The 23,015-nt window shown below is 31.8% G+C and carries 25 protein-coding genes; 13 read left to right on the top strand and 12 right to left on the bottom strand.

Features of this window, described 5'->3' with window-relative positions; genetic code table 11:
• Positions 1–307 precede the first annotated feature (307 nt).
• The gene (locus AAEO59_RS11470; protein ID WP_341700883.1) at positions 308–1,192 is read left to right on the top strand and encodes a DMT family transporter; all 885 of its coding nucleotides are present in this window, start codon (positions 308–310) and stop codon (positions 1,190–1,192) included.
• 57 nt (positions 1,193–1,249) lie between these two features.
• Here the strand turns inward: AAEO59_RS11470 and AAEO59_RS11465 are convergent, their stop codons facing one another.
• Entirely contained in the window at positions 1,250–1,729 is a 480-nt protein-coding gene (locus AAEO59_RS11465; RefSeq protein ID WP_341700882.1) for a DUF6265 family protein, read from the bottom strand.
• A 147-nt stretch (positions 1,730–1,876) separates the two neighbouring features.
• Here AAEO59_RS11465 and AAEO59_RS11460 point away from each other — a divergent pair, with 147 nt between their 5' ends.
• From AAEO59_RS11460 to AAEO59_RS11450, 3 genes are all read left to right on the top strand, one after another.
• On the top strand, positions 1,877–3,037 hold the full coding sequence (locus AAEO59_RS11460) for an MFS transporter (protein ID WP_341700881.1): 1,161 nt from the start codon (positions 1,877–1,879) through the stop codon (positions 3,035–3,037).
• Between the two features lie 188 nt (positions 3,038–3,225).
• Complete coding sequence (gene prfA / locus AAEO59_RS11455) at positions 3,226–4,302, top strand: peptide chain release factor 1 (protein WP_341700880.1); 1,077 nt, start codon at positions 3,226–3,228, stop codon at positions 4,300–4,302.
• Positions 4,303–4,435: 133 nt separating this feature from the next.
• A complete protein-coding gene (locus AAEO59_RS11450; protein WP_341700879.1) occupies positions 4,436–6,607 on the top strand; it encodes a DUF5723 family protein in 2,172 nt (723 codons plus the stop codon).
• Between the two features lie 164 nt (positions 6,608–6,771).
• Here the strand turns inward: AAEO59_RS11450 and AAEO59_RS11445 are convergent, their stop codons facing one another.
• From AAEO59_RS11445 to AAEO59_RS11410, 8 genes are all read right to left on the bottom strand, one after another.
• On the bottom strand, positions 6,772–7,308 hold the full coding sequence (locus tag AAEO59_RS11445; RefSeq protein WP_341700878.1) for a hypothetical protein: 537 nt from the start codon (positions 7,306–7,308) through the stop codon (positions 6,772–6,774).
• Positions 7,309–7,362: 54 nt separating this feature from the next.
• Positions 7,363–7,611, bottom strand: coding sequence for a YtxH domain-containing protein (locus AAEO59_RS11440; protein WP_341700877.1), 249 nt, complete (start codon positions 7,609–7,611; stop codon positions 7,363–7,365).
• A gap of 37 nt (positions 7,612–7,648) precedes the next feature.
• Positions 7,649–7,792, bottom strand: a complete 144-nt coding sequence (locus AAEO59_RS11435; protein WP_341700876.1) for a lmo0937 family membrane protein — start codon at positions 7,790–7,792, stop codon at positions 7,649–7,651.
• Between the two features lie 28 nt (positions 7,793–7,820).
• The gene (locus tag AAEO59_RS11430) at positions 7,821–8,450 is read right to left on the bottom strand and encodes a porin family protein (RefSeq protein ID WP_341700875.1); all 630 of its coding nucleotides are present in this window, start codon (positions 8,448–8,450) and stop codon (positions 7,821–7,823) included.
• A gap of 193 nt (positions 8,451–8,643) precedes the next feature.
• A complete protein-coding gene (locus tag AAEO59_RS11425; protein ID WP_341700874.1) occupies positions 8,644–9,210 on the bottom strand; it encodes a hypothetical protein in 567 nt (188 codons plus the stop codon).
• An 84-nt stretch (positions 9,211–9,294) separates the two neighbouring features.
• Complete coding sequence (locus AAEO59_RS11420; protein ID WP_341700873.1) at positions 9,295–11,061, bottom strand: CHASE3 domain-containing protein; 1,767 nt, start codon at positions 11,059–11,061, stop codon at positions 9,295–9,297.
• Between the two features lie 3 nt (positions 11,062–11,064).
• Complete coding sequence (locus AAEO59_RS11415; RefSeq protein ID WP_341700872.1) at positions 11,065–11,511, bottom strand: response regulator; 447 nt, start codon at positions 11,509–11,511, stop codon at positions 11,065–11,067.
• A gap of 14 nt (positions 11,512–11,525) precedes the next feature.
• Positions 11,526–12,089, bottom strand: coding sequence for a helix-turn-helix domain-containing protein (locus AAEO59_RS11410; RefSeq protein ID WP_341700871.1), 564 nt, complete (start codon positions 12,087–12,089; stop codon positions 11,526–11,528).
• A 175-nt stretch (positions 12,090–12,264) separates the two neighbouring features.
• Here AAEO59_RS11410 and pyrF point away from each other — a divergent pair, with 175 nt between their 5' ends.
• Both pyrF and AAEO59_RS11400 read left to right on the top strand, forming a co-directional pair.
• Positions 12,265–13,080 (top strand): orotidine-5'-phosphate decarboxylase, encoded by an 816-nt coding sequence (gene pyrF, locus AAEO59_RS11405; RefSeq protein WP_341700870.1) that lies wholly within the window; start codon positions 12,265–12,267, stop codon positions 13,078–13,080.
• Positions 13,081–13,165: 85 nt separating this feature from the next.
• Positions 13,166–13,966, top strand: coding sequence for an ABC transporter substrate-binding protein (locus AAEO59_RS11400; RefSeq protein ID WP_341700869.1), 801 nt, complete (start codon positions 13,166–13,168; stop codon positions 13,964–13,966).
• Here the strand turns inward: AAEO59_RS11400 and AAEO59_RS11395 are convergent.
• The 3 genes from AAEO59_RS11395 to AAEO59_RS11385 all read right to left on the bottom strand — a co-directional run bounded on the left by AAEO59_RS11395 (position 13,961) and on the right by AAEO59_RS11385 (position 16,157).
• On the bottom strand, positions 13,961–14,101 hold the full coding sequence (locus AAEO59_RS11395) for a hypothetical protein (protein ID WP_341700868.1): 141 nt from the start codon (positions 14,099–14,101) through the stop codon (positions 13,961–13,963). The two genes, AAEO59_RS11400 and AAEO59_RS11395, sit on opposite strands and share 6 nt — an antisense overlap.
• 359 nt (positions 14,102–14,460) lie before the next feature.
• Entirely contained in the window at positions 14,461–15,315 is an 855-nt protein-coding gene (purU, locus tag AAEO59_RS11390; protein WP_341700867.1) for a formyltetrahydrofolate deformylase, read from the bottom strand.
• Positions 15,316–15,449: 134 nt separating this feature from the next.
• The gene (locus AAEO59_RS11385) at positions 15,450–16,157 is read right to left on the bottom strand and encodes a DUF4197 domain-containing protein (protein ID WP_341700866.1); all 708 of its coding nucleotides are present in this window, start codon (positions 16,155–16,157) and stop codon (positions 15,450–15,452) included.
• Positions 16,158–16,306: 149 nt separating this feature from the next.
• Here AAEO59_RS11385 and AAEO59_RS11380 point away from each other — a divergent pair, with 149 nt between their 5' ends.
• From AAEO59_RS11380 to AAEO59_RS11350, 7 genes are all read left to right on the top strand, one after another.
• Positions 16,307–17,266 carry an ion channel gene (locus AAEO59_RS11380; RefSeq protein ID WP_341700865.1) on the top strand — a complete coding sequence of 320 codons (960 nt, stop codon included), beginning with the start codon at positions 16,307–16,309 and terminating at the stop codon, positions 17,264–17,266.
• A gap of 70 nt (positions 17,267–17,336) precedes the next feature.
• A complete protein-coding gene (locus AAEO59_RS11375) occupies positions 17,337–18,233 on the top strand; it encodes a MerR family transcriptional regulator (protein WP_341700864.1) in 897 nt (298 codons plus the stop codon).
• 34 nt (positions 18,234–18,267) lie between these two features.
• Positions 18,268–19,737 (top strand): phytoene desaturase family protein, encoded by a 1,470-nt coding sequence (locus AAEO59_RS11370; RefSeq protein WP_341700863.1) that lies wholly within the window; start codon positions 18,268–18,270, stop codon positions 19,735–19,737.
• A gap of 2 nt (positions 19,738–19,739) precedes the next feature.
• Entirely contained in the window at positions 19,740–20,582 is an 843-nt protein-coding gene (locus AAEO59_RS11365; protein ID WP_341700862.1) for a phytoene/squalene synthase family protein, read from the top strand.
• 21 nt (positions 20,583–20,603) lie between these two features.
• Positions 20,604–21,044, top strand: coding sequence for a sterol desaturase family protein (locus tag AAEO59_RS11360; protein ID WP_341700861.1), 441 nt, complete (start codon positions 20,604–20,606; stop codon positions 21,042–21,044).
• Positions 21,045–21,198: 154 nt separating this feature from the next.
• Positions 21,199–21,660, top strand: coding sequence for an SRPBCC family protein (locus AAEO59_RS11355; protein WP_341700860.1), 462 nt, complete (start codon positions 21,199–21,201; stop codon positions 21,658–21,660).
• Complete coding sequence (locus AAEO59_RS11350; RefSeq protein WP_341700859.1) at positions 21,660–22,955, top strand: cryptochrome/photolyase family protein; 1,296 nt, start codon at positions 21,660–21,662, stop codon at positions 22,953–22,955. The genes AAEO59_RS11355 and AAEO59_RS11350 overlap by 1 nt, the downstream gene beginning before the upstream one ends.
• The last annotated feature ends 60 nt before the right edge of the window (positions 22,956–23,015 follow it).

Below are 23,015 nucleotides of genomic sequence, written 5' to 3'. Positions count from 1 at the left end.
ATTTGGATAGGGTTTTTTGTTTTAAATAATTCTTATTTTTATTTGGAAGGTTGTCTGGGATCAAGTTCAAAAGTTGGGGACTAAGCAAAAAGATTGGATCGGATCAGGTTCAAAAGTTGGGGATAATATTACGGTTTTGTTTTTTATTAATTCTTACTCATAAATATTTTTTATTCTATTAATAGTAACTGTTGATTCTTTTCTTGATATTAATGTTTTTCGTAAGAAAAATAATAAATAAAATCTTTAATAATTTTTATACTTAATAATTTTAATTAAATATTAAAATAATGAAGTGTTGCTCTTTATGAAAAAATCATATTTACTATTGCACTCAGCTGTAATACTTGCCGGTTTTACTGGGATTTTCGGTAAACTAATTTCTCTTAATGAAGGATTGTTGGTGTGGTACCGGTTATTTTTTTCTTCTATTATTATATTTTTAATTCTAATTTTTTTTAAAATAGTTGATAAAACTACTTTTAGAGAAAAGTTAGCTATTGCTAAAGTTGGAATGCTTATTACTACACATTGGCTTTTCTTTTATGGAAGTATTAAGTATTCAAATATTTCTATAGGAGTAGTATGTTATTGTTTGACCAGTTTTTTTACTGCTATTTTTGAGCCAATAGTTAATAAAACGAAATTTAAATTTGCTGAATTAATATTAAGTGCATTTACTTTACTAGGTATTAGTTTGATTTTTCATTTTGATACTTCTTATCAGTTAGGAATTGTTTTAGGTGTTATTTCATCTTCTTTTGCGGCACTTTATACCATTTTCAACGAACGATTAGTAAGGAATTATAATAGTAGGGTTATTAATTATTATCAGATGATTGGCGGGACTTTAGGTTTAGGAATTTTACTTCCTGTTTATCTTTATTTCTTTCCGGTTGAAAGTTTTATCCCTAATTTGAAAGATACTGTTTATTTAATTTTATTAGCACTTTTTTGTACCGTGGGTTTGTATGTTTCGTTTGCCGAAGTGTTAAAAAAGATACCTGCTTTTACTGTCAATCTCAGTTTTAATTTAGAACCGATTTACGCTATTATTATGGCATTTTTGTTTTTTGGTGAAAGTAAAGAAGTGAATGCTTCGTTTTATGCTGGATTGTTTTTTATAATGATTTCGGTTGTTTTACAATCATTTATTTCTATTAGAAAAGCGAGAAAGCTTCTTGTAGCATAAGTAAAAAGCCTTCAGATTAAAAAAATGAAGGCTTCTTAAAATGGGATTATCTTGTGGTTATTTTCTTTTAACCATATTGTATTTTTCAGTAGTGGTTTTACCTGATTGCAATCCTGATATTTGAGCGATTAAACTGGTTTTAGATGTTTTTTTATAACTGATTTTTTGAGGGTAATCGTTTTTTAGATTTTCAAAAATCAGTTCATTTTCAATACTTTCTTTTAATTGGAAGCAAATTGGTTTGTTGTCGTTTTGACCTATAATTGTAGTGGTGTAGCTTAAATTTTCTCCTTTTTGTTCAAGAATGATACTTTCGTTATGAATAGTATCTTTGTCTTTTATAAAAAGTGATTTGGACTTATAGGTACTATCGTTTACTTTTTCCCAATTTTCAGAAAGGGTACCAATATCGTTTTTAGTTTCCCAATTACCAATAAGCCAATCGGCTTTTTTTATTAGGTCTTTTTCTGTTTCAGCGTTTTTTTGACAAGCCGAAGCGATGAAAAGTAGGAATAGTAATGAGGCTATTTTTTGCATAATTAATATGAATCGATTTTGTGTCGAATTCTGAGCAAAATTACTAAAAATACTGATAAATTTTAAGGATGTTATTTAGGTATTTTTAACAGCTATACCGTTTTAAAAGCTTTATTTTTGCAGTCCAAATGAAAGGGATACAAATTAATGATTTTAGACTATTTTAATAATTTACGCCATTCGCCAAAAGGTTACCGATTGGCAACTACTGTATTTTTTTTTATTTCCGGTTTTGGATATTCGTCATGGGCATCCCGAATACCAGCTATAAAAGCTCAATTGCATTTATCAGAAGCTGAATTTGGTACTGTTTTATTTGCTTTTCCAATTGGACTGATGCTGACAATGCCATTTACAAAGACGATTCTTAATTTGATGAGTAGCAGGGTTTGTATGTTAATAGGAGCAATTTTGTTTAATGTTGTTTTGGCTTTGCCAGGTTTTGCAGCCTATGTTTGGCAATTGATGTTAATATTATTGATTTTTGGAGCTTCTCGTAATATTTTTAATTTGTCAATGAACGCTCAGGCACTTGAAGTACAGCGATTGTATTCAAAATCAATTATGACTACATTTCATGCTGTATGGAGTTTGGCGGGTTTTGCGGGTGCTGGTTTGGGCTATATTATGGTGACACAACATATTGATCCTTCATTTCATTTATTAGGTTTAAGTGTTTTTATGTTAGCAGTAATTAGCTGTTTTTATCCGTTAACAATAGTGTGTGAGCCTTCTAAAGAAAAATCAAAGTTTTTCTCATTACCGGATAAAGCTTTGTTGAAATTTTCAATAATTAGTTTTGTTTCAATGGCTTGTGAGAATACCATGTATGATTGGAGTGGAATATATTTTCAAAATGTATTGCATGCGACACAGAAAATGACCACGGCGGCTTTTGTTTTTTTTATGACGGCGGTTACTTTAGGGCGATTTTTAGGTGATTATGGAGTAATGCGTTTTGGGATAAAAAATATTTTAAAGTATAGTGCTATATTGATTACTGCAGGTTTTTTATTGAGTTTTGCTTTACCCTATGCTTTACCGACAATTTTTGGTTTTGTATTGATAGGACTAGGAGTTTCCTGTACGGTGCCATTAATATTTAGTATTGCAGGGAAATCTAAAAATTTGAGTAGTGGATCAGCAATAACTTCCATATCTACGATAGGTTATTTAGGATTTTTAATTGTTCCGCCAATGGTAGGTTATATTTCAGAAATTTTAAATATGAAATGGGCTTTCTTAGTTATGGCTTTTTTAGGTGGTGTGATGATTTTTATGGTTGCCAAAATTTCCGAGGAAGATTAATATAAAGGATTGAGTGATAGCCCTGATGGAAGCGGCATCCTTTTTCTGGCTTTTTTTGCCATAAAAAGATATAGCGTCCCGATAGCTATCGGGAAGCAGGAAAAAGCTCCTGAAAAAATCTGAAATACTGAAATAAAATTGTGCAATCTTTTTTGTATTTTTGCACTCCAATTATAAGGACTATAACTATGTTAGACAGACTTCAAATAGTGAAACAACGTTTTGATGAGATTTCGGATTTAATTATCCAACCGGATGTTATTGCCGATCAAAAACGTTATGTGCAGTTGAATAAAGAGTATAAAGATCTAAAGGCTTTGGCTGAAAAAAGAGATGAATATGTTCTTTTGATGGCAAATATTGATGAAGCAAATGAGATTATTGCTGATGGGAGTGATGCTGATATGGTTGAAATGGCCAAGATGCAACTGGACGAAGCAAAAGAAAGATTGCCAATTCTTGAAGATGAAATCAAGTTTATGTTGATTCCTAAAGATCCTGAAGATGCTAAAAATGTCATGGTGGAAATTCGTGCCGGAACTGGTGGCGATGAGGCTAGTATTTTTGCTGGAGATTTATTTAGAATGTATACTAAATATTGCGAAAGTAAAGGTTGGAGAAGTTCGGTTGTTGATATGAATGAAGGAACTTCAGGAGGATTTAAAGAGATTATCTTTGAAGTTACGGGAGAAGATGTTTACGGAACTTTGAAGTTTGAAGCTGGAGTGCACCGTGTGCAACGTGTGCCTCAAACAGAAACACAAGGACGTGTGCATACATCGGCAGCTACGGTTATGGTTTTGCCGGAAGCAGAAGAGTTTGATGTTCAGCTTGATATGAATGACGTGCGTATCGACTTCTTTTGTTCATCAGGACCAGGTGGGCAATCTGTAAATACAACTAAATCGGCTGTTCGTTTAACGCACATTCCAACTGGTTTAGTAGCTCAATGTCAGGACGAAAAATCACAACATAAAAATAAGGATAAAGCATTTACTGTTTTACGTTCTCGTTTGTACGAAATGGAATTAGCAAAAAAACAAGAAGAAGATGCTAAAAAACGTAGTTCGCAGGTGAGTTCCGGAGACCGTTCGGCAAAAATTAGAACTTATAATTATGCTCAGGGACGTGTAACTGACCACAGAATTGGATTGACTCTATATGATTTAGGGAATATTATGAATGGTGATATTCAAAAAATTGTAGAAGAGTTGCAATTAGTTAATAATACTGAAAAACTAAAAGAAGCTAGTGAGGTTTTCTAATGGTTAACTAAAAATTAATTGTTGAAAAACAAATACTTTTTTAGATATAATTAATAAGAAAAAGCACTTAATTTGCGTTGTCAAATTAGGTGTTTTTTTTATGCCCCAAATTTATTAACAAACATTATTTAGTATGAAGAAGAGAATTTTTCTTTCGCTGTTTGCTTTAGCAGGTTTTAGCGCAGCAAATGCCCAGTCTTATTTAGGTTATGTACATGATAATTATGCTGGTGTTCAGAGTGCATTGTATAACCCAGCGTCTATCGTAGATTCACGTTTTAAAACAGATATTAATTTGTTTTCTTTTAGTTCAGCTTTAGGAAATGATTTATATGGTGTGAAGGTTTTTGATGCTTTTAAAAGTGGTTATGATTTTGATTTAGAAGCTAAAAAGAATTTTAGCAATGCTAATAATGCTTATTTCAATACTGATATAATGGGGCCGTCGTTTATGTTTAATATTGCTCCTAAACATTCGATAGCTGTTTTTACAAGAGCTAGAGCTTTTTTAAATGTAATTGATGTTAATGGAAAAGTAATTAATGATATAACTAAAGATAATTCTACTAGTTTTCCTTCTGCTTCATTAGGTAGTCCAAATGCAGTTGGAAATTCATGGGGTGAATTAGGTTTGTCTTATGCAGCTGTTTTATTTCAAAAAGGACAACATTTCTTGAAAGGTGGTATTACTGCTAAATATTTGCAAGGGGTAGCTAACTATCATTTTCAAGGAACTAATATATCTGTAGCATATAATGATACAGGTTCAGATCTTACAAGTACTTACCAAACAACTGGAACTGCTATTTATGGTTCTAGCCAGGATTTTGCATCTAATTCGGATATTGAAATTGATTCAAAATCAAGAGGTTTTGGTCTTGATTTAGGATTAGTTTACGAATGGAGACCTGAGTATACAGCTGACAGGGCTGATATAAATGATTTAAAAGAGGTTAATAAATACAAATTACGTTTTGGAGTTTCTGTTACTGATATTGGTTCAGTGAAATATGAAAAAGGGATACGTAATTTATATGATTTAAATCGTCCATCTCTTTCAAGACCAACTCCTATTACTGTAGCTGATTTTGATAATGCAGACAATTTTGATCAGTTTATGAAAGATAATTTTGATCATGCGGTTGTAAATGGAAATGTAAAATCATATTTACCAACTGCTATACATGCTGATGTTGATTGGAATATTCATAGAAAATTTTATTTGAATGCAAATGCAGATTTAGGAGTAGTAAGTAAAACGAAATTAAATCAAAACAGCATTGCAAATCGTTTCAGTTTAACACCTCGATTTGAATCAAAATGGTTTAGTGCTTTTATTCCTGTTTCTTATATGGATTATAGCAAACAAGCTTTGGTTGGATTTGGTTTAAGAACAGGAGTATTCTTTGTGGGTTCGGGTTCAGTTTTGTCTAATGTTGTTTCTAAAAATTCAAAAGCTGCAGATCTTTATTTAGGAATTAAAATTCCAGTTTATCAAAAGAAAGCAAAAGATCAGGATGGAGACGGTATATTAGATAAAGATGACGAATGTCCTACTGTTGCAGGTCCTGTAGAAAATAAAGGATGTCCTTGGGGAGATCAAGATAACGACGGTGTATTAGATAAAGATGATAAATGTCCTACGGTTGCTGGTCCAGCTGCTAACAACGGTTGTCCATGGGTAGACAAGGATAAAGATGGTGTATTGGATAAAGATGATAAGTGTCCAGATGTTGCCGGTCCTAAAGAAAATGCAGGTTGTCCATGGGGAGATATAGATAAAGATGGTGTATTAGACAAAGAGGATAAATGTCCAGATGTTGCAGGACCAAAAGAAAATGCGGGTTGCCCTTGGCCAGATACTGATGGAGACGGAGTTTTAGATAAAGTTGATAAATGTCCAAAGGTGAAAGGAACTGTTGCTAATAATGGTTGTCCTGAAGTTACTAAAGAAGTAATTAAAAAATTAAATGATTTTTCTAAGTCAATTTTGTTTGATACTTCAAAAGCAACTATTAAAGCTGAATCTAATGCTAAGTTAGAAGAAATTGTGAAGGTGATGAATGAATATAGTAGTGCTAACTTCAAATTAGAAGGACATACAGACAGTACAGGTATTGCTGCTAAAAATCTTCAATTGTCTAAAGACAGAGCTGCAGCAGTTAAAAATTATTTAATTGCTAAAGGTATTAGTGCTGAAAGACTTTCTTCTGAAGGATATGGTATTACTAAGCCAATAGCTTCTAATAAAACAGCAGAAGGTAGAGCTGAAAACAGAAGAGTTGAAATTATTTTAGTTAAATAATATTTATCTATTAGAATAACAAAATGAGGCTTTAGGGCCTCATTTTTTTGGGAAAGCTTCCGTATTTGGGGAAGAAGAAGCTTTTTTATATAGTGTAACTATTGAATTATAAGCACCCGCGTTTCACGTAGATTTTGCAGTAGCTTTATTTGTTTTGAAGGATATTATAAATCAAATCCATATGCTAATCGAAGAGCAACCTGACCCAAGCCTTTATCAGCGGCATTGTTTCTTATAGAAGGAAAATCAGGAAGGTATTCATAACGAACACTTAGGTCAATATATTTTGTAGCATAACCTATTCCGGGACTTAACAGCAAGGATTTTTGATTGTAATTATTTGTTACTGCAAATGCAGCTCCTGCTTCTCCCATAAGGTAGAATTTATCTTTTAAAACAAAGGCTTTAAAACCTAGTTTAGCCGGGATATAACCTAAGTCATTATCTTTGCCTTTTACGAATAGATTACTAAATCCTGTTGTAGCTGTAAGAGAATATCTTTTTGATAAGTCATATTGCAAGCGAACATCTCCACCCACATTAAGATTGTAAGGATCTTCAAATGGATATCCTACTGATGCACCAATACCGAGTTTAAATTTTTGATCATAATTGTCGCTATTAGTATCTTGAGCGGAAACTTTTGTAGCACCTAGAAAAACCATTGCCAGGATTGCTAAAATTTTGATTGATTTTTTCATAACAATTGTATTGAATTCTTTTTTAATTAAATTAATCTTAATTTGACTTATAGATTAATTCTCCATTTTTGAATTTGTCCTTTGTAATAATTCATGAGCATCGTTTGAAACCGATTGGTACTTTTTGTCAATTTTTTCAATGAATTTATCAAAATCCTCTTTTAAATCTTCTTTAAGAGCTTTTGATTTGTCTTTGATTTGTCTTCTTGTTTTTCTGCCACTTTGTGGGGCAAATAGGATTCCTAAGGCCGCGCCTGTTAATAATCCGCCAACAACTCCAAGTATTACTTTGTTTGTTTTCATAATGATAGTATTTAGGGTTAATATTTATATGTGTGTTTTATCCTTTTATAATGCGCATTAATACTGCGATAATCGCTATTATCAATAGGAGATGTATTAAGCTTCCAAGGCTGTATACAAAAAATCCTAATGCCCAACATACGACAAGTAGTATCGCTATTAGATATAGTAAGTTTCCCATGATTGTTGTTTTTTATGATTAAATATTTTTAAAGTTTAAATCCAACGTATAGACTCAAAGAACTGTTTTTGGAATCTGGAAATGTATAGGTGCTTCCATTAAAGGTTTTTTCTTTTCCAATAGTTTGGAGTCCATAGTTGTATCGAATTCCTAATGAGGTTGACGCAAAATCAAATCCGATTCCTCCTGATAATCCGTAATCCCACTTGTTTAAATCATCATTACTGATGTTTTCTTCAAAGTTGAATGATCCATTGTTTGTTTCATTTGTAGCTTTTCCATCTATTAAATAGGCAGCATAGGGACCAAAATGGATGTTGAAATTAGGTGTCACATTTAATTTTAGTAATACAGGCATTTCCAGATAATTTAGTTTTAGTCTAGTTGTTCCTGTTGCAAATGCATTGTCATAAACTAATTCAGAACCTTTTCTGGAAAAATTGAATTCGGGTTGAATTGATGCTGCAGTTGAGATGGGTAAGTTGAGATATAAACCGGCATTAAAACTGGTTAACATATTATTATCGTCGACATCATCTGTATATAGGTTGGAAAAGTTTAACCCTCCTTTAATTCCTACTGATGGTTCTAGTGATTGTGCATTTGTGAAATTTGCAAATGAAAAGCAAAGAATTGCAGCGGCTAATAAATTTCTCATGGCTTTATATTTAAGTTAATAATTGTACGTTGAAGTAGTTCCTAGGCTACATTACAAAATTGCAACTTGTTTGTATTAAAATTGTTACAGGATATTTTGATACTTTTATACAATTGCCATTTAGGTTAGAAGCAAAAAAAAACGTCTTGAAAAAGACGTTTTTAAAAGTATTTAGGGCTTGTGGTAATTACAATTAGTAATTTGTATTTTGTTCTTTAAGTATACTTGCTATATTGGCTTTTATTACAGGAAGTGCATCTTTAGTGAATTTTTTTAATTCTTCATTAGTTGTAGTTAATGTTGTATTTTGATACAGATTCAATTCGTTGCTTAGGGAAACATGTAATTTTTTTAAGTACATGCTAATGTTAACTTCACTAATAAAACTTTTTAATGTTGTAGTATCGTATAATGTATTTGGGATAATGATATAATTGTTTTTAGCAATCTTTTTAATATTATCCTTTAATTCAGAATGATCTTTTTCTACTTGTTCTAAAACGATTTTGGTACTTTTTTTTATTTTACCTTCTCTTGCTTTTTGTGCAATTGCGACAATTTTTAAATTTGATTCGGCAATTTGTGTTATAAGAGTTTCACTTACTTTAGTAGAAACACTGTTAACCGGTTCCTGTTCTTGAATTTGTTGCTTTGGCTTTTGTTGTTCCTGGATTTTTTTTTCACAAGACGTTACAATCATACTACAAAATGGGAGCAGTATGTAAAAGAAAAGTTTGGTTTTGCTTTTTATTGTATTCATTTGGTGAAATTTGTATAAAAATATATAAAATGACTTTTTCTCGTTTTATATAATTCATTAATAATATTATATAATTTTATTCTCTTAAGCTGGTAAATAAATTTCAAATAGAGCTCCTTCGTTTGGTTTCCCTTTAGCAAAAATATAACCTTTGTGATTTTCAATTATTTTTTTGCAAATAGCAAGACCAACTCCGGTTCCTGGAAAATCTTTTTTACCATGTAAACGATTAAAAAGTAAAAAGATTTTATCAGCGTATATTTGTTCAAACCCCAATCCGTTATCTTTAAACGTGATTTTGATGTATTCTTTTTTTGAAGTATCATTTAATTCGGGAATTTTAGCAGCTTTTACTTTTTTAGAACTGATTTGTACCAAAGGTGGTATTTCAGGTTTTGAATATTTAAGTGAATTCCCAATAATATTAATAAATAATTGTTCCAATTGAAAAGGAATGCCTTGTACTTGATGTAATTTTTCAAAAATGATTTCGGCTTTTTTCTCCTGAATGTTTTCTGAAAGTTCACTAACTGCATTTGATGCAATGGTATTCAAATCAGTATTTTCGAATTTTTTTTCAGAACGACTTGTTCTGGAATATTGTAATAAATCATCAATTAAAATTCGCATTCTGTTTGAAGCTTCCTGAATTCTTTCAAAATAGCTTTGTGCAGCCGGAGATAAATTGTTTTTTTCTTTATCCTCAATTCTGGAAATAAAAGTTTGAATTTTTCGAAGCGGTTCCTGCAAATCATGACTGGCTACATGATTGAATTCCATCAACTCTTTATTGTTTTGTTCTAATTCAGTGTTGCGTAACTCTATTAGTTGGGTTTTATTGAAATCCTCAGTAATGTCCTGGGTCGTCCCAATCATGTTTTTGTTGCCTAAATTATCAATAAATATTTTAGCTGTTGTTCTAAAATGACGCACTTCAAGCGTGTCTTTTTTGATAATGCGATAATGAATTAAAGGCAGTAATTCTGTGCTTTCTGCTTTTTCAAAAGAATGAATCAATGTTTCTCGATCATCAGGATGAACTTGGCTTAACAAATTTTCAAAAGTTGGATTCAAGGATTTAGGTTTGTAACCTAATAAACGAAATTGATTGTCAGAATAATTAAAGCTTTTGTCTTCAAGATTAAATAACCAACTTCCGTATTTTCCAAGTATTTCGGCTTGATTACTGGATTCATCAAAAATTTTTAATTGAATGTTTTGATGCAATAAATCTTTATAGTTTTTTATAATTTGAAGATATCCCAAACCTAAAATTAAAGCCGAAATTAAAAAAGTTGAAAAAACGATTAAAGGTGTGTTTGAATTGTTGTACTTATAAAGTTTGCCTTTGGAATCTAATAATTTGTTTTCCGTATTGAGCATACTGTTAATTTCTGAACGCAAAGAATCCATAACTAATTTTCCGTCTCTAAAATCGTCGTTGAATTCTTTTTTGTTTGAAAACCGATTTTTAAAATAAGAAAAACGTTTGTCTACTAAATCGTAAATACGTTTTAATTGTTCCTGTTTTTTAAAATCATAACTAATAGTATTGTTTAAATTTTGAAACGAATGATTCACATTTTTTCGGGCATTAATAAAGGGGTCCAGATAAATAGAATCATTCGTAATGATATAGCCACGATGACCGGTTTCGGCATCTTTGATATAAGATATAAGTTTTCCTAATTCTAGCGATATTTCATAGGTGTTGGTAATCGAGTCACTTATTTTGTCTAATTCTTTGATGTGTCTGTAAGTTACAGACGCTAGAAAGATTAAGATAAAAAAAGCAATCAAAAAAACAGCTCTTATGAAACCTAAAGAATTGAAAAGCTTTGACTTAAACATAACTTAGATGCGTAATAAAAAATTATCTTTATTTAATCCTGAAGTTATGTATTGCCAGTTGAGCGTTACTACTTCAGTTAATGCTTCTTTTAGTTTGCCAAAATGATTGGGTTTTTTGATGTAAATATTGGCGCCTAATACAAAGGTGTTTTCAATGTCTTCTTCTGATGAAGATGTTGAGTAAATTGCAATTACAATGTCTTTGAATTTTGGATTGGCTTTAATTTCTTTTAAACATTCCATTCCTGATTTTAGGGGCATATTTAAATCTAAGAAAATGATATTAGGTAATACACTTTCGGGATCATTAAGAAAATCCATTAGTGCAACACCATCATTTACGGTATTAACCACAGTATTAATTTTTAGTTCTTCAAATGCGTCTGTAAAAAACATTCTGTCGTCTTCGTCATCATCTGCAAGAGTAATTAAGATAAAATCTTTTTGCATATCCTTTATTTCTGTTAGTTAATTTTTTGGCTGTTCAATTCGTTTCGTTTTTTAATGATACGTTGAAATGCAGATGGAGTAATTCCTGTAGTGTTTTTAAATTGAGAACTTAAATGCGCTACACTCGAATAATTGAGTTTAAAAGCAATTTCAGTAAGTGTAAAATCATGATGAGTGATGAGTTTTTTTACATATTCAATTTTTTGAATAATGATAAAATTCTCTATCGAAGTATAAGTTACTTCCGAAAATAGATTAGAAAGATAGCCATAACTATGATTCAATTTTTCAGCTAAATAAACCGAACTTTTGACCGAAGGCCCTTCCTCATTAAAAATCATATCTGTAATTGTTTCTTTGATTTTTTGTACAATTATGTTTTTTTGATTTTCAATAATTTCAAAACCATATTCGCTCAATACAGCGGTGATTTTAGTATATGTATCGGTGTCGATACTCTCCAAAAACAGAATTTCATTGGTATTTATTAGATTGTATTTGATATTAAATACATCAAGTTTTTCTTCTAAGATTTTTCTAATCAGAAAATTACTGTCGGTTTTCAAAAATAATTTCAAGGCTATTATTTTTAGGTTTCTTGTAAAAGTAATAAAACAGTTGCTTACATGCGCTTATTTTTCAAAATTAGATGACATTAACGCATTTGTTTTATATAATTTTTATAGAAACTTATAGAATTCTTATATAAATTGGGTTTGGGTTTGTAAATTTGCGCTTTGAAAAATTAAACGCATGACTACACAACAGTTAATTGAACAAATCAAGAAAAAACAATCTTTCTTATGCGTAGGATTAGATGTCGATTTGAATAAGATACCAGCCCATTTTTTAGAATTGGAAGATCCAATTTTTGAATTTAATAAAGCAATTATAGATGCAACACACGATTTAGCTGTTGCTTATAAGCCGAATACTGCTTTTTTTGAAGCATATGGGATTAAAGGTTGGATTTCACTTCAAAAGACAATTAATTATATTAATGATAATCATCCGGAGATTTTTACCATTGCCGATGCTAAACGTGGTGATATTGGCAATACGTCTTCGATGTATGCTAAAGCTTTTTTTGAAGATTTAAGTTTTGATAGTGTAACTGTTGCCCCATACATGGGAAAAGATTCAGTAGAACCTTTTTTAGCATTCGAAGGAAAGCATACTATTATGTTAGCGCTGACTTCAAATGAAGGAGCCTTTGATTTTCAAACCTTAAATGTAGATGGAGAAGAATTGTATAAACGTGTTTTAGAAACTTCTAAAAGCTGGAAGAATTCACAGAATTTAATGTATGTGGTAGGAGCTACTAAAGCCGAATATTTTACTGAAATTAGAAAAATTGTGCCTAATAGTTTTCTATTAGTTCCTGGTGTTGGAGCTCAAGGTGGAAGTTTGTCTGAAGTTTGCAAATACGGAATGAATGAAAATGTAGGTTTACTAATTAATTCATCAAGAGGAATTATATATGCTTCTAAAGAGGCTGATTTTGCCGAAAAAGCAAGAGCTGAAGCTTTGAAAATGCAACAGGAAATGGCAGCAATTCTGCAGTCTTAACAGAAAGACAGATTAAATATAAGAGAGCCATTAGAAAGCAATTGCTTTTTAATGGTTTTTTTATTCAAAATTAAAATTGAATCAATTGGAAAATTACGTTTTAACCGATGCTATTGGAACGCAACATACATTTGCAAAAGTACCACAACGTATTGTTTCGTTAGTGCCTTCGCAAACGGAATTATTAGTTGATTTAGGTTTGGAATCTAAAATAGTCGGAATCACTAAATTTTGTATTCATCCGAAGAATTTAAGAAACGAAAAAGTAATTGTTGGAGGAACTAAAAAAGTGGATTATGATAAAATCAAATCTTTAGCTCCGGATATTATTGTTTGTAATAAAGAAGAGAATACGCTTGAAATGGTTGAAAATCTTCGCCAAATAGGTCAAGTTTGGGTGACTGATATTAATACCTTGGAAGATAATTTTCAAATGATAAGTGATTTTGGTAATCTCTTTGATTGTATGGCCGAAGCCGAAAATTGGAACCAAAAAATAGCTTTGGCTATGAATGATTTTAAGAAATTCATTCAAAATAAGGCAGTGAAAAGAGTTGCTTATTTTATTTGGAAAAATCCTTATATGGTAGCAGCAGGGGCTAATTTTATTAATGAAATGTTGTTGCTGAATCGTTTTGAGAATGCTTTTGCAAAACTTTCGCGCTATCCCGAAGTTAATATTCAGGAGATAAATAAAGACAAAGACTTAGATTATGTTTTTCTCTCCTCTGAACCTTATCCCTTTAAAGAAAAAGACGCTTTAGAAATAAGTGTTTACACTCATTCTGCTAATGTTATTCTGGTAGATGGTGAAATGTTTTCCTGGTACGGGAGCCGAATATTAAAAGCTTTTGATTATTTTAAAAAATTGCATCAAAACTTATAATTCGCATTCTTCTAATACTAATTCTTCCTGCTCATTATTAGTCGAAGCAGTTTTATTTTGTTTTATTTGAGTAAGAATTTTAAATTCTTCTTGTAATTTTTCAATTTCACTCGTCTCTTTCAAAAGTCCTTTCATAACAGTAAATTTTTAGCAAATTTACATTAAGATAATATTAATAACCAATTTTTTTAGGTTAAGAATAGTGTTTTGGGGTATATTTTGAGAAAAATCTATATTTAAGTAAGAGGAAAGAGACAGTCTTTTTAAAGTTTTTTAGGTTCTTTAGGGATAAATTTTTTGTCCTAAAAAAAGAAGTGCTGGTATTTTTGATACCAGCACTTGTTTAACTAACCAAAACCAAAATATAATAAATAACCAGTTCATTACATTGCAAAGATGCTACATATGGACCGAAATAGCTGTTAAGGTTTTGTTATTACTTTGTTGGTTATAAGTTAACTTTTAAACGGTTGTTTAGTTTTTTAAATTCATTATTATGAAAAAATAACCGTTTTATTGTTGTAAACCATTGTTTTGCGTTCAGCATGGAGTTTTACGGCTCGTGCTAAAACGGCACGTTCTAAATCGCGTCCTTTTACAATGAAATCTTCAATAGAATGACTGTGTGATACTCTGGTGATATCTTGTTCTATGATTGGCCCTTCATCGAGTTCTTCAGTTACATAATGGCTGGTTGCTCCAATAATTTTAACACCTCGGGCAAAAGCAGAATGATATGGCTTAGCACCTGGGAATGCAGGCAAAAACGAATGGTGAATGTTTATGATTCTGTTTTTGTACAATTCAATTAGTTTAGGGGTGATAATCTGCATGTATCTTGCTAAAACAATAAAATTGATATCGTATTCTTTTAATAGTGCTATTTGTTGTTTTTCACCTTCTTCTTTGATGTTTTTTGTAAAAGGTACATGATGAAACGGAATGTTAAAACGCTCAGCAACTCCTTTTAGATCTTCGTGATTGCTAATAATCAATGGGATTTCAAGTGGTAATTCCCCAGCACTGTAACGTCCTAAAAGATCATATAAGCAGTGGTCGTATTTAGAAATAAAAAGTGCCATTCTGGGTTTGTATTCCTGAGTGTAAATTTCCCAAGACATGTTGAATTTATCGGCAAGATTGGTTTGGAAATCTTTTTTGATTAACTCTAAATCCCAGTTTTGAGTGCTGAATTCGCATTCTAAACGCATGAAAAAAACATTTTCATTTGCATCTACGTGTTGGTCAAGATAAATGATGTTTCCCTCGATTCCTGCAATATAGTTTGTTACTGATGCGATAATAGATTTTTGATCTTCGCAATGGATAAGTATGGTTATTTTTTGCATTTTATTATTGTTTCCTGATTTCAAGAAAGTAATTGAAATCAATTTTTATTGTAGTTATAAACATTTCAAAACTAAACTTATTTTTTTATAAAACAAATGCTGCTTAGCCTGTTTGTATAAGTGTTTTACACTTTTTATTTTTTGTCCTGTAAGGCAAAAACTTTTTGTAATAATGGAGTTGTTCTGGCGCTGATATTGGTTCTGATGTTTTTTTCTTCGACAGCAACCATTTTAAATACACCTTTCATTGCTTGATTAGTTACATAATCTGTAAGGTCTGGATTTACTTTAGTAACTAACGGAATGCTGTTGTATTTGGTAATTATATTGAGCCATACTTTATCAGCACCAACTTTTGTAAATGAACTTTTTATTACCGGATTGAATTTACTATACAATGAAGTCGAAGTTGTATTTTGTAAATAGGTTGTTGCTGAACTTTCATTTCCCATTAAAATTCCTCTCGCATCATTAAAAGACATGTTTCTTACGGCATCAACAAAGATTGGGGTTGCTTCCTTTACCGCATTTTCGGCAGCGCGATTCATTACTTTTAAACCTTCATCGGCTAACGAACTTAATCCAATTCTTCTTAAACCAGAATCTACTTTTTTTAACTCTTCTGGTAAAAGAATTTTAACGGCTTCGTTTTTATAAAAACCATCTGTTGCCGTTAGTTTACTTACTTGTTTAGTAATACCATTATTCAAAGCTTCTTTTAAACCTCCTGAAATGTCAATCATTCCTGATGTTCCGGCTTGTGGAAGTTGATTCATTAGCTGTTGCATTTCGGCACAGCCCAAAAAGCTGAATATTGTTACTAAAGCGAATATTTTTTTCATTGTTAATTATATTTTTAGTTTTCGTTCAAAAATACTATTAATTCAATTAATTAAAGCTATTTGAAGTGATTAACATAGGTTAGGTTAAGAAGTTTAATTTTTTTGTTAGAGTTTAACTAAATTTACCTTGAATATTAAAGGATAACCCAATGGCTTTTTTAAATAAAATCAACTTGCACGCCGTATTAGATAGGAACACAGGTTTTGGAACTAATGCAAATAGTTACGGCGGACGTTTTTTAAATAAAAATGGTACAGCTAATGTGGAAAAAAAAGGAATGCATTATTTGCATCGCATCAGTTGGTACCATACGATGATAGATATGCCGGCATGGAAATTTATGTTGGTCATTCTAACTTTTTATATGGGTATCAATATGTTTTTTGCAATGGTTTACTTCGGGATTGGAATTGAACATCTTGATGGTATTCCTGTAACAGATAGCAATTGGGCAAAATTTGGTCAGGCCTATTTTTTTAGTGCTCAAACCTTTACTACAGTGGGTTATGGTCACATCAGTCCGGTTGGTTTCCTTACAAGTTTATTGGCGGCGGCCGAAGCTTTAATTGGATTGTTGAGTTTTGCAATTGCAACCGGATTGTTCTTTGGACGTTTTAGTAAACCTACTGCTTTTTTAAAATTTTCCCATAATGCTTTGATTGCTCCTTATGGAGATGGAACGGGTTTGATGGTGCGTTTAAGTCCTTTTAAGAATACTAATTTTACTGATGCCGAAGCAAAAATGACTCTGGGGATGAGTGTAGAAGAAAATGGAGTGAAAGTAAATAAGTTTTATTCATTGGATTTAGAACTCGAAAAAATTAATGCCTTAACGCTAAGTTGGACATTAGTACATCCTATAACTGAAAATAGTCCTTTGTATCAGTTTACCCAAGAGGATTTTAAAAGTATCGTAGGAGAGCTATTTGTATATATTAAAACCTTTGATGATATGTTTTCAAATACTGTGGCGACGCGTACTTCATATACTTTTGAAGAGGTGGTTTACGGAGCTAAGTTTGTACCAATGTATCAAAGAAGTATTGATAATTCGAAAACAATTTTAGATTTAGATAAATTGAATCATTACGAAATGTATCAGATATAAAATCTGTTGGTTATTCTAATGTGTTTTTTAAGATAAAAACGTATATTTGTTTAATTTTATTTGTAAATAAATGAACAATATTAAAAGCGTTTTTAGTATAAAAGACCTTGAGAATCTATCAGGGATTAAGGCGCATACCATTCGTATATGGGAAAAAAGATATCAGGTTCTTGAGCCCATGAGAACTGATACTAATATTAGATTGTACGATTTGGTTAGTTTGCAAAAATTGTTGAATATCACTTTTTTGCATGAATATGGATATAAAATTTCTAAGATTGCTACTTTTTCTGAAATAGAAATTCAGGATTTGGTGAAGCAAATTGCGATGTCTAAAAATTCAAAAAATCACGCTATTAATGCTTTTAAAATGGCGATGATGAATTTTGACCAGCAACTTTTTTTTAATACTTACAATTGGTTGGCCGAAGAAAAATCCTTTAAAGAAATTTTTCATCAGGTTTTTATTCCTCTTTTAGATGAAATTGGTGTTTTGTGGCAAACAGATACCATAAGTCCTGCACATGAGCATTTTGTGAGTTATTTGATCAGGCAAAAAATTATTTTAAATACTGAAAGACTTCAGGTTTTAGATCCTGTAAAAACAGATAAAGTTTTTGTTTTATCTCTTCCTTTGAATGAAATACATGAACTAGGATTGATGTATTTGCAGTACGAAATTCTTTTGGCAGGTTATAAGACTATTTATTTAGGAGAGAGTATGCCAATTGATAATTTGAGAGATTTAAAAAAATATTTTGACAATATTGTCTATGTTTCCTTTTTGACTGTTAAGCCAGATAGAGATCAGGTGAATGATTATGTCCAGGAGATGATTGATAAGTTATTGGAGGATAGTACACAATTGTGGTACACAGGAAGGTTAGTTTCTTTGATTGATTCAGAGAAAATTTTAAGTAAAATAAAAGTTTTTAATTCTGTTTCTGAATTAACATTGGAATTGTAGTTTTGTTTAATTATTTTGTATATTTGTTAAACAAATGAAAAAAAGAATTACAATCATAGGTTCGGGGTTTTCTGCATTATCTGCAGCTTGCTATCTGACGCAAAGTGGTCATGAAGTTTTTGTTTATGAAAAAAATGAATCCATAGGAGGTAGGGCGCGTCAATTAAAGAAAGGCGGTTTTACTTTTGATATGGGGCCTAGTTGGTATTGGATGCCGGATGTTTTTGAACGTTTTTTTGCTGATTTTGGAAAGAAAACGACTGATTATTACGAACTGGTAAAATTGAGTCCAGCATATCGAGTATACTTTGGAATTCAGGATTTTATTGCTATTGCGGATAATTTAGAAGAAATTGTAAGCACTTTTGAATCAGTCGAAAAGGGAAGTGGGAATGAACTTCGCAAATTCATGGCTGAGGCCAAAAGTAATTATGATATTGCTATTAAAGATTTAGTGTATCGACCTGGAGTTTCACCTTTGGAATTAATTACCCTCGAAACAACCAAAAAATTAGGTCAATTTTTTGGAAATATTAGTAAAGATGTTCGAAAGAAATTCAAGAACGAAAAGCTAATTCAAATTTTAGAATTTCCGGTTTTGTTTTTAGGAGCAAAGCCTTCCGATACACCTTCTTTTTATAGTTTTATGAATTTTGCCGATTTTGGATTAGGAACCTGGCATCCTAAAACCGGAATGTTTGATGTGGTAAGAGCTATGGAAACTTTGGCCAGAGAGTTAGGAGTTCAGTTTTTTGTCAATTCGAATATTGAGAAAATTATAGTAGAAAATAAAATTGCCAAAGCTATCGTTGTTAATGGTGAGCGTATTGATTCTGATTTGGTTTTAAGCGGAGCCGATTATCATCATACCGAAACTTTATTGGATTCGGAATTTCGACAATATTCAGAAAAATATTGGGAAAGTAGAGTGTTTGCACCTTCGTCCTTGTTGTTTTATATAGGTTTTGATAAAAAGTTGGAAAATATTTCTCATCATATGTTGTTTTTTGATACCGATTTTGACCAACATGCAAAAGAAATTTATGATGATCCAAAATGGCCTGAAGCACCTTTGTTTTATGCTAATTTTCCATCGGTTACGGATAAAACAGCTGCACCGGACGGAATGGAATCTGCTTTCTTTTTAATTCCTCTTGCACCAGGAATTCATGATTCTGAAAAATTGAGAGAAGAATATTTTGGCAAAATAATACTTCGTTTTGAACAACTTACGGCTCAAAGTGTTAAGGAAAATATTATCTTTAAGGAATCCTTTTGTAAAAATGATTTTGTTGAACAATACAACTCTTATAAAGGAAATGCCTACGGCATGGCCAATACATTATTGCAGACGGCTTTTCTAAGACCAAAACTAAAAAGTGGTAAAGTTCGTAATTTATATTTTACAGGACAATTAACCGTTCCAGGACCAGGAGTTCCTCCGGCATTGATTTCCGGTAAGTTAGTTTCTAGTTTGATTAATAAACAATTTCTAAATGAATAGTTATGAAGCAGTTATTTGACGAAGTTTCCTTTAAATGCAGTAAGTTAGTCACTAAGGATTATAGTACTTCATTTTCTCTGGCGGTTTATATGCTTTCGCCAAGTATTAGAGATGCGATATACAGCATTTATGGTTTTGTACGATTTGCAGATGAAATTGTAGATTCTTTTCATGGCTATGACAAAGAAAGTTTAATCAATGATTTTGAAAATGAATATTACAAAGCTTATAAATCCGGAATTAGTTTGAATCCTATTTTAAACTCGTTTCAGCACACGGTCAAGCAGTATAATATTTCGGATGATTTAATTCAGGCTTTTTTGAAAAGTATGAAAATGGATTTAATCAAGCAGGATTATGATTCCAAGGCCGAATATGAAGCATACATTTACGGTTCGGCTGATGTTGTGGGACTTATGTGTTTGAAAGTTTTTGTTCGTGGCAATAATCAAAAATACGACCAATTGAAAGATCAGGCAATGCGATTGGGTTCGGCTTTTCAAAAAGTAAATTTTCTAAGAGATTTAAAAGACGATAATTTAATCCTGAATCGTAATTATTTCCCGGGAGTGGATTTAAAATCTTTTGATGAAAATGCTAAAAAAGCCATTATCAACGAAATAAATGAAGATTTCAAAGTCGCTTATCAAGGTATCATAAAATTACCTATTGAAGCTAAATTTGGCGTTTATACCGCTTATGTGTATTACAAAAAGTTACTTCGAAAATTAGAAAATACCCCTTGCAAGGAAATTGGAAACAGCCGTATAAGAGTTTCTAATTACACTAAAGCGACACTTTTAGCACAATCATTTGTGACGTATAAGTTGCGATTAGTAGAATAAATCGATTTAAAAACATAAAAAATGATTTCATTTTTAATAACAGTAGCTGTTTTTCTGTTCATGGAATGTGTGACTTGGTTGACCCATAAATATGTCATGCATGGTTTTATGTGGTATTTCCACGCCGATCATCACCAGCCTCGTTACGACCATGTTTTTGAACGCAACGATATTTTCTTTGTCATTTTTGCCGTGCCAAGTATCATTCTTTTTTATTTTGGTGCGCAAGACAACTTCAATTATTTGTTTTTTATTGGGTTAGGAATCACTTTATATGGCTTTTGCTATTTCATGATTCACGATGTCTTGATTCATCAGCGTTTCAAGTGGTTCAAGCATACTAAGAATAAATATCTAATCGGTTTACGAAAGGCGCACAAAGTGCATCACAAGCATTTAGGTAAGGAACACGGAGAGTGTTTTGGGATGTTATTTGTCCCGTTTAAGTATTACAAAATTTAGAATAATTTGGGCGTGCCCTTTTTGAAAACAAGAAAAATGTTTTCAAAAAGGTCAGGCTGTACGCTATATCTTTAATAAAATCCAGATGTGTCGGGATTTTATTAAAGGATGCCGCTTCCATCCTTCACGCAATGCCCAGCAAGCATAAAATCAAATGAAAGTTTATTCAAAAAAAACAGTTCAAAAAGTAAATGCTTCCATTGAAGACTGTTGGACTTTTTTTTCCAGTCCGCGCAATTTGCAAAAAATAACTCCAAATTCTATGGGATTTCAAATCACTGATTTTGATGAGAAAAACATGTATCCCGGCCAAATTATTCAATACAAAGTTTCACCACTTCTTGGAATAAAACTCACTTGGGTTACCGAAATTACCATTGTTGAACACCAACGTTATTTTATAGATGAACAACGTTTTGGTCCCTATACCTTATGGCATCACAAACATTTTTTTGAGCCTGTTGAAGACGGAGTCATCATGACTGATTTAGTGCATTATGCGTTACCTCTTGGTTTTATTGGGCGCATTATGAATGCTTTGGTGGTCAAAAATAAACTCAAAGCTATTTTTGAATATCGGGAGAAAAAAGTTAACGAAATTTTTAATTCAAAATAATGGCTAAAACAGCAGTTTCCTTTTTTTGGTTCCGTCGTGATTTAAGACTCGAAGACAATGTGGGTTTATTCTATGCTTTGCAATCAGAATACCCGGTCATTCCTTTGTTTATTTTTGACGATTCAATTTTAGATTCTTTACCTAAAGACGATGCCAGAGTAGGTTTAATTTATGATTCGCTTTTGCAAATAAATAAAGAATTACAATCCATTGGCAGTTCAATTTTAATTAAAAAAGGAAAAACGCAGGAAGTTTGGCAAACAATTGTTGATGAATTTGAGGTAAAAAAAGTTTTCTTCAACAAGGACTACGAACCTTATGCAATGGATCGCGACGATTGCATTTGTCAATTGTTAGAACAGCATGCCATTCTGAGTTATTCTTTTAAAGATCAGGTGATTTTTGAAGAAAAAGAAATCACAAAAGCGGATGGTTTGCCGTACACGGTTTATACGCCCTATAAAAATAAATGGCTGGAGCAATTTGCAAAGATCAAACCACTTCAGGAATATAATACTACGCAATCATTTTCAAATTTTTATAAAAGCAATTTTGATTTTCCTGCATTGGAACAAATAGGTTTTGTAGAAAGTAAAATCAAGGTGAAACCCTATACTTTGGATGGATTAGCGAATTATCAGGAGCAACGGGATTTCCCCGCTGTAGATGCCACTTCTTATTTGTCGCCTCATTTGCGTTTTGGAACGGTCAGTATTCGTAAAATGGTTGCTTTTGCAGATAAAACCAATGCGACTTTTTTGAGTGAATTAATTTGGCGGGAGTTTTTTATGCAAATTCTCTATCATTTCCCAAAAGTCGTAACACAGAATTTTAAATCGGCTTATGATGGTATTCAATGGCGCAATAATGAAGAAGATTTTAAGCGCTGGTGTGAAGGTAGGACGGGATATCCAATGGTAGATGCAGGAATGCGTCAGCTCAATGAAACTGGATATATGCACAACCGGGTGCGAATGGTTGTCGCCAGTTTTTTATGCAAACACCTGTTGATTCAATGGCAATGGGGCGAAGCTTATTTTGCTCAAAAATTATTGGATTATGAATTGTCGGCTAATGTTGGCAATTGGCAATGGGCAGCAGGAACAGGTTGTGATGCAGCACCTTATTTCCGAGTTTTTAATCCGGATATTCAGTTGAAAAAATTTGACGAAAAAGGAATTTATATCCGTAAATGGATTCCTGAATTTGATTTGGGTTACGGTGAACCAATGGTCGATCATGCTATGGCCAGAGACCGTGCGATTGCAACTTATAAAGCTGGTATTTTGACTTAAATTTTGTAAAATTTCAACCATTAAGAAATTAAGTTTATTAAGAACTGCTCTTAAATTGCC

It is taken from the genome of Flavobacterium flavipallidum (genome assembly GCF_038289905.1).
GTDB lineage: Bacteria > Bacteroidota > Bacteroidia > Flavobacteriales > Flavobacteriaceae > Flavobacterium > Flavobacterium flavipallidum.
This window is presented reverse-complemented; position numbering and strand designations above follow the sequence as displayed.

Coding starts and splice junctions, on each gene's coding strand:
- AAEO59_RS11445 (WP_341700878.1), bottom strand. CDS start 7,308: ATGAAAAAATCAATCAAAATTTTAGCAATCCTGGCAATGGTTTTTCTA.
- pyrF (WP_341700870.1), top strand. CDS start 12,265: ATGACTACACAACAGTTAATTGAACAAATCAAGAAAAAACAATCTTTC.
- AAEO59_RS11375 (WP_341700864.1), top strand. CDS start 17,337: ATGAACAATATTAAAAGCGTTTTTAGTATAAAAGACCTTGAGAATCTA.
- purU (WP_341700867.1), bottom strand. CDS start 15,315: ATGCAAAAAATAACCATACTTATCCATTGCGAAGATCAAAAATCTATT.
- AAEO59_RS11365 (WP_341700862.1), top strand. CDS start 19,740: ATGAAGCAGTTATTTGACGAAGTTTCCTTTAAATGCAGTAAGTTAGTC.
- AAEO59_RS11350 (WP_341700859.1), top strand. CDS start 21,660: ATGGCTAAAACAGCAGTTTCCTTTTTTTGGTTCCGTCGTGATTTAAGA.
- AAEO59_RS11465 (WP_341700882.1), bottom strand. CDS start 1,729: ATGCAAAAAATAGCCTCATTACTATTCCTACTTTTCATCGCTTCGGCT.
- AAEO59_RS11425 (WP_341700874.1), bottom strand. CDS start 9,210: ATGAATACAATAAAAAGCAAAACCAAACTTTTCTTTTACATACTGCTC.
- prfA (WP_341700880.1), top strand. CDS start 3,226: ATGTTAGACAGACTTCAAATAGTGAAACAACGTTTTGATGAGATTTCG.
- AAEO59_RS11360 (WP_341700861.1), top strand. CDS start 20,604: ATGATTTCATTTTTAATAACAGTAGCTGTTTTTCTGTTCATGGAATGT.
- AAEO59_RS11440 (WP_341700877.1), bottom strand. CDS start 7,611: ATGAAAACAAACAAAGTAATACTTGGAGTTGTTGGCGGATTATTAACA.
- AAEO59_RS11355 (WP_341700860.1), top strand. CDS start 21,199: ATGAAAGTTTATTCAAAAAAAACAGTTCAAAAAGTAAATGCTTCCATT.
- AAEO59_RS11415 (WP_341700872.1), bottom strand. CDS start 11,511: ATGCAAAAAGATTTTATCTTAATTACTCTTGCAGATGATGACGAAGAC.
- AAEO59_RS11435 (WP_341700876.1), bottom strand. CDS start 7,792: ATGGGAAACTTACTATATCTAATAGCGATACTACTTGTCGTATGTTGG.
- AAEO59_RS11420 (WP_341700873.1), bottom strand. CDS start 11,061: ATGTTTAAGTCAAAGCTTTTCAATTCTTTAGGTTTCATAAGAGCTGTT.
- AAEO59_RS11395 (WP_341700868.1), bottom strand. CDS start 14,101: ATGAAAGGACTTTTGAAAGAGACGAGTGAAATTGAAAAATTACAAGAA.
- AAEO59_RS11385 (WP_341700866.1), bottom strand. CDS start 16,157: ATGAAAAAAATATTCGCTTTAGTAACAATATTCAGCTTTTTGGGCTGT.
- AAEO59_RS11380 (WP_341700865.1), top strand. CDS start 16,307: ATGGCTTTTTTAAATAAAATCAACTTGCACGCCGTATTAGATAGGAAC.
- AAEO59_RS11470 (WP_341700883.1), top strand. CDS start 308: ATGAAAAAATCATATTTACTATTGCACTCAGCTGTAATACTTGCCGGT.
- AAEO59_RS11370 (WP_341700863.1), top strand. CDS start 18,268: ATGAAAAAAAGAATTACAATCATAGGTTCGGGGTTTTCTGCATTATCT.
- AAEO59_RS11460 (WP_341700881.1), top strand. CDS start 1,877: ATGATTTTAGACTATTTTAATAATTTACGCCATTCGCCAAAAGGTTAC.
- AAEO59_RS11430 (WP_341700875.1), bottom strand. CDS start 8,450: ATGAGAAATTTATTAGCCGCTGCAATTCTTTGCTTTTCATTTGCAAAT.
- AAEO59_RS11450 (WP_341700879.1), top strand. CDS start 4,436: ATGAAGAAGAGAATTTTTCTTTCGCTGTTTGCTTTAGCAGGTTTTAGC.